The following is a 5,674-nucleotide window of genomic DNA, read 5'->3' as shown; positions in this document are numbered from 1 at the left end:
TAGCTCAGCTGGGAGAGCGCAACACTGGCAGTGTTGAGGTCACCGGTTCGATCCCGGTAGGGTCCACCAGCTTTTCTCAGTAGGGTGCTGTATCAAGGCACTTGCGTTCTATAACTGGCTCGCGGTGTAATAACTCCTCAGTGCAACAGTCTTTCTTCCTTTCTTTGTATGTTGATCACAAAGTGTCTCTACTCGGCGTAAAGACAGAAAGAAATTTACCTTCATTGGTGCGGAGAGCTTTTAAGTCTTTACTTCAGTAAAGAGAAGAGATTACATGGTCGTATGGAAATATCCCATCAAGGTCGTAAAGAACACGACAGAGACACTGACCCTACCGGTTCTGAAATTGATCAGCAACGGTGGTTCGATAAGTTAGCAACAGCATTTACCCTTTCTCTTTCACTTGGCTGTGCAGGCACTGAAGAAATCAGTGAACGACAGGTAGAGCAGCAGATTAGAGCAGAAGTTCGTCAACAGATAAACGAGAAATGGGATGAGCTTCGCGAGGATGCGGCGCGTGGTGCGCAGTGGTATGCCCGTGAGAATCTTCCAGCAATCTATCGAGCAGATCGTGAAATTATCGCTCAGGCGGTCATGGACGATCTTATCGCGCGCGAATTCTTAGCGATCTCTCCCGAGCGCATTCGTGAAGTCATTGCAGATCTCGATCCGGATCCCGAGTTTCTTCGAATCAAGCAAATGAAAGAGTCAACCGTTCGTCTCAAAGTTAAAGACGAAACTGGGTCAGGAGTCATCATCTATTCCGGGCCTGATGCCGAGGGAAAGTACCTGAGTGTCGTATTAACATGTAACCATGTGGTCGATGCTGCTCTAACGGATGAGACGCTCCTCAACAAAGGAATAGAGACGACTATTTATCGGAATGGTGGAACAGAAACAGTATATGCCGATATTATCAGCGTACGAGAAAATAACGATCTTGCCCTACTAACGATTCGTGAAGAGCGGCCCATCCCAGATCCGACTCCGTGCTTTCTTCCTCATGACAAACTTGGATGTATTCGGGAGGGAACAAAGATAGCAACATACGGTGCCCAGCTTGGAGTTGAACCATTTCTGAGTGACGGAGCAATTACGATAATGAATCATCACAAGAATGGCCGAAGCTTCAATATGGTGAGCGCCCCCACGTACATGGGAAACTCAGGAGCAGGTATTTGGCATTTCATTCCAGTAGGAGAGGAAAAAGTACCGCTCGGCTTTTATGTTGGAACGTATTCAATGATTTATACAAACGGAATCAGATCTACACCCGTTCCTCACATGGGCCTTAGTGTGCCGCCCGAGAAGGTATATGACTTTTTGGCAGAATCAGGCCTCGTTCCTGATGCTGAGACACTTTCGCTCAAATCACTCGATCCGAGTTTGCTTCGTATCTCAAGGGCCGAAAATCCGCCTGCTGATAAGACACCGCCCACCCACGAGACTTCTGATGATATTGAAACCAGGTAAGAGGCGATTGAAATAAGTATTTTTATGAGACGCTGGTACGCAAATTTCCCATATTAGTCTATGAAAGGGGACTTCCCTAGTAGTGTATCTCCTCGTTACAATGACTGAGTAATTTCGGTGAGATAGCGCTAAAGGGTCTTCATCGTTTCTGTGTTAGGTGGGGTAATAACATATGCGTTTAAATCAAAAGCTGAGTAACTATGGCTTTGGAAGATGCATTACCAACCCCTCACACAGAACCTTGCCAGCTGATATACCCGATAAGACAGCGAGGGTAGTATCGCGTCCGTGGCGAAAGAATCTCGGTGGGGAGTGTGGAGCAGTTCTTGATCTGACCATCATCGCTTCTATCTTTATACTCGTATGCCTACCTGCGGCAATTTTTGTGAGCCAAACGATCACGACCGAGATCGAAAATGATGCGCGGTTAGCCGCTGCGATACGCTCCGAGCACACAAGCTACAATCTTCCTCTTCTGACTCTGGCAACCACTGGATTTATTCAGCCGCGCCCACAAGACAACATAGTTGCGACTATGCAGAACTTAGCCGCGCGACTCACACAATATTTAGACCCTCAACAACAATTGAATCTCTACTTTGTTCAGTCAATACCGCCCGTGAATGGTGCAGGAAATTGTGGAGAAATTCCTAATCCACAGACTCTCTTTTCTTGTGATACAAGTGCTCAAGTTCCGTGTATACAAGATGCGCCACTAACAAATACCCCCGCTGGATGTAACAACATATTTATTGCTCGGTTTGGTCAACTTGCAAGAGCAAACGACCAACTGTGTCGTCCAGAGTATGCGGTACTTGTGCATGATGTCGGGGCCGATCCGACGGGCAGTCGATGCCGAATTCTATTTCCTACGGCTCTGTGGACTGCACAGACTCTAGCCCAGACAGGAGTCGTGGGTCCATGAGTAGTCATCATGCAAATAGCAATCAAGTTTTGATAAAAGGGAGGTCAGAACCTCACAGGGCGCATTGCAATCGTAGTTTGAATACAGCAGCACTTTGTTTTTTCCGAAGAGAGCAAGGGAGTACGTTGGTTAGTCTAGCGATTGCTCTCCCACTTGTCCTGGTTGGGATATTTGGAATTATCTATTTTTCAATTTTTATAAATACAAAAACCACACTTGATGTTGCCGTGCCCAACGGAGTAGCGTTTGGAGCCCGGCGAGGTGACCAACAGCGATTGAATTATTATATACCAGGAACCCCTATTCGCCCTCTGCAACCATGTTCAGAAACTGGTAGTTTCGTGGAGTGGTCCTGCTATTTACAGGCGGGTAATTTTCAAGAGGGGGCGGTCAACTCTGATATCGCTCAAACGTATCAAAATTATCTTTCAACGCCGAATTTAGGAAATGTTCCTCCTCAGTATTGGATTTCTCTAGCGTATATTTATGCCTACTTACAAGAAAGCTTGGGATCTGCAGTTCGATTTCCATGCTCTAATCAGGATCATTGTGTGAGTTGTCGAGCCCTAAATCCACAGAATCAACCTCCACAGCTGCCTTTGGGGAACATAAACTATGCACAAGTTGGTGAGTCACTGGGCTTTCAGTGTACGTACTGTATGAAGCCGATGTTTCTTGCCCGCTTGGTTCACCTGGCTGCTGGACATCTTGGTATGAGAGGGGAAGACCAAGACGATTGTTTATTTCCAATTACGAGTACTCCATTTGTCAGGATTCAGGGCTTTTTGGGGATGCAGCAATTTGATCAGTAAAGAAATAGGGTGTTGAAGTTGAGTTACACGATACTTTTTACACATGCGAAAGAGAGAGATCGCAAAGAACAAGGAGCTGTTGTTCTTACTTTATTTATTATTTTTATTCCGTTGTTCTTTCTCGCCTTCATGAGGCTCTTTATTGATGTTCGTATGGTAAAATACCTGACACTTGTCTTAAACGAGCAAGTAGAGTCGATCTGTACTCATGCAGCGCAAGAGCTACCAGTACAAAGAGCAGCATTAATTCGATTTAATTCGAGTGTTACGGATCTTAATAACTCACCGATTCTTCGTGGCGCACAAATTACCTTTGCTCGTCTCACAACACCCACAGATACTCCGCTAGGCACCCTTGATCAGGTAAGTATACGAGACCAGGATAACCCAGCCAGAGGGAGTTGTACTATAGATGGTGATTGTGTTTTTCAAGGTGATGTTCGCGCGATCAAAGATATGCTGGTTGAAGGGACCAATGAACGAATTTATCGACCCTCAATCTTTGAGGAGCCTGGGATTAGCCTAGGTAGTTTAGACCGTCCGAGTCGGAGCCAGGGGAATACACTAGGATGTGAGTTAACAGCAGAAGTAAGCTCGTTTTTTAGCGGAGAGAGAACCGTCCGCGCAAAGACAGTAAAAAGGATAAGAGCCTTCGGAGTGAATACACCTACTCAAACGCAGTTCCTAGGGCAGGTAGGAGAACTCCCACCAACCCCCTCTACTTCGATATTCGTTTCCCCTCATATGACAACTGCAGCCAATGATCCAAGATACCAGTTTCAAAATCCAGCTCTTCAAGCGCGGTATGATCCGATAGGTCAGTCAAACTTTGATCAACCGTCCCCGATTGAAATTGGCTCCTATCCTCGATTTCCTCAACCAGGGACGGATTACGCAACTTTTGATCCGAATGTAAATCAAGGAGACTCTCAGCCGCCACATAGGTCACTTGCTGTACTAGGTCAGCCACCCCTGACCGCATTACAGCAGCAAGAAATGGAAGTTGCGTGCATGAATCCAGCTATATTAGTTCGAAATTCATTGGTGAGTACCTTATTAGGGATATTAAAGAGAAATGGAGAGACGGTTTACAATACGGATCCATTTGTTTTAGGAACTGCAGATAATCTGCCTATTGCAGCCCAAACTTCAAGGAGCCCGATCTCAGTCAGTAGCAGCATAACGCTGAATAATCTTGGTCATCATCATGAGAGGTATTTTTCAAGAAGAAGGGTGCGAACCCCGTTTGTAGCTGGTTTTACGATTCCTCAGTTTGGCTTTGTAGACCCAATTACTTCGATTCCATACCTTGACCGTTCGCTGATTGGAGCAGTGAATCTTGATGGGGAATGGAGGCCAGCTCCACTCATTAACTCTGACTCCTCTTGGGGGAATCCAGGGACTCCAGGTCTGCGGGGGGATATGGGTGCTTGGCCATTACGAAATGCACTGTGTAATTTTCCAGAGGGTGTCACTCTACCATGGGGTCATTTTCCTCTTGGTCCTCAGACTGGAGCCTGGATGAACTGCTTTCGCGGAATGTTTCTCAATCCAGATACGAATGCGTCATGTCCTCAGGAGCTTAATTCGCTTAAACCTTTTTATGGAATTCAACCAGCTACTCAGTTTCCTGGGCCAGATAGCCCAACAGCTGAAGATCTTAGCAGTCTATGTTCAGGAGAAAGCCTGTTTTTTACGATTGAGCGGGAGAAGAGACAACAGCTTTTTACTGATTATTATTTCTTAGAGAGTACACAGAAAAGATTTTTTTCTGTCCTCTCCTCTCAGATGAGAAGTTGTGATCATCTCTATCAGCAAGGAGGAATTCAGACATTTCAATCTCAACTCCTTGCCAATGGAGCGCTGCAGACAGCAGGGGGTGGGGCGGTAGATTTTGACAACTTCGGGCAAGGTGATTCGTTTGCCGAGAATTCATTCGGAATACAATATCGAAATCGAGTAACTCCATTTGATGATGTCTTAAATCAATCAAATATTTCTCCTCCCCCGAACACCGCGTTCAGAGCGACTCCAGCATGGAACGTCCCTTATGGTGTCAGTGCTGCTTCTAGCTGGGGGACCCCGCCGATGAATTTAGAGCTAGCAAACAAGACACCAAGTGAGGTGTTTTTAACGCTCGGCTCGGCTCAGCTTGCACCGTATGGACCTATGCCCCTTCCGCCCCAGATTCCTCAGCATCCGACTCTATTTGTCCCAGATGCAGATGGAAACAGCCCTTTTGGACTTGATGAATTCGGATCGGAAAACTGGGATAACTATCAGGAGTATCGCACCAATTTTTTAGACCCGCTATTTCAATGTCTTCGAGTGCTGGATTGCGGTGGGGTGGAGTTCTTTGATTTTCCGCCACAAACGCCCCAACCTGCACCCATTCAGGGGGCTCGCGGTATGGGAGAGTGGTGGATCAATGCTTGTCGAGTTGCACCCCAACCAAATCCAGCGA

At 46.4% G+C, this 5,674-nt stretch carries 4 protein-coding genes and 1 tRNA gene; all 5 read left to right on the top strand.

The features are described from left to right. Window positions 1-69: transfer RNA gene (locus EBR25_12145), tRNA-Ala, on the top strand. A gap of 213 nt (window positions 70-282) precedes the next feature. Then, window positions 283-1,473 carry a serine protease gene (locus tag EBR25_12140; GenBank protein ID NBW41735.1) on the top strand — a complete coding sequence of 397 codons (1,191 nt, stop codon included), beginning with the start codon at window positions 283-285 and terminating at the stop codon, window positions 1,471-1,473. Between the two features lie 172 nt (window positions 1,474-1,645). Beyond that, on the top strand, window positions 1,646-2,398 hold the full coding sequence (locus tag EBR25_12135) for a hypothetical protein (GenBank protein ID NBW41734.1): 753 nt from the start codon (window positions 1,646-1,648) through the stop codon (window positions 2,396-2,398). Further along, window positions 2,326-3,210: a pilus assembly protein gene (locus EBR25_12130; protein ID NBW41733.1), complete on the top strand. Its 885-nt coding sequence runs from the start codon at window positions 2,326-2,328 to the stop codon at window positions 3,208-3,210. Before EBR25_12135 ends, EBR25_12130 begins: the two co-directional genes overlap by 73 nt. A 9-nt stretch (window positions 3,211-3,219) precedes the next feature. Then, on the top strand, window positions 3,220-5,674 hold a 2,455-nt coding region (locus tag EBR25_12125), incomplete at its 3' end, for a hypothetical protein (GenBank protein ID NBW41732.1).

Source organism: bacterium (assembly GCA_009926305.1).
Classification (GTDB): Bacteria; Bdellovibrionota_C; UBA2361; order UBA2361; family RFPC01; genus RFPC01.
Note: the sequence above shows the minus strand (reverse complement) of the source record. Positions and strands in the feature narration are given on the sequence as shown.

Excerpts from the sequence above, each read along its gene's own strand:
- EBR25_12140 (NBW41735.1), top strand. The coding sequence starts at position 283 with ATGGAAATATCCCATCAAGGTCGTAAAGAACACGACAGAGACACTGAC.
- EBR25_12135 (NBW41734.1), top strand. The coding sequence starts at position 1,646 with ATGCGTTTAAATCAAAAGCTGAGTAACTATGGCTTTGGAAGATGCATT.
- EBR25_12130 (NBW41733.1), top strand. The coding sequence starts at position 2,326 with ATGCCGAATTCTATTTCCTACGGCTCTGTGGACTGCACAGACTCTAGC.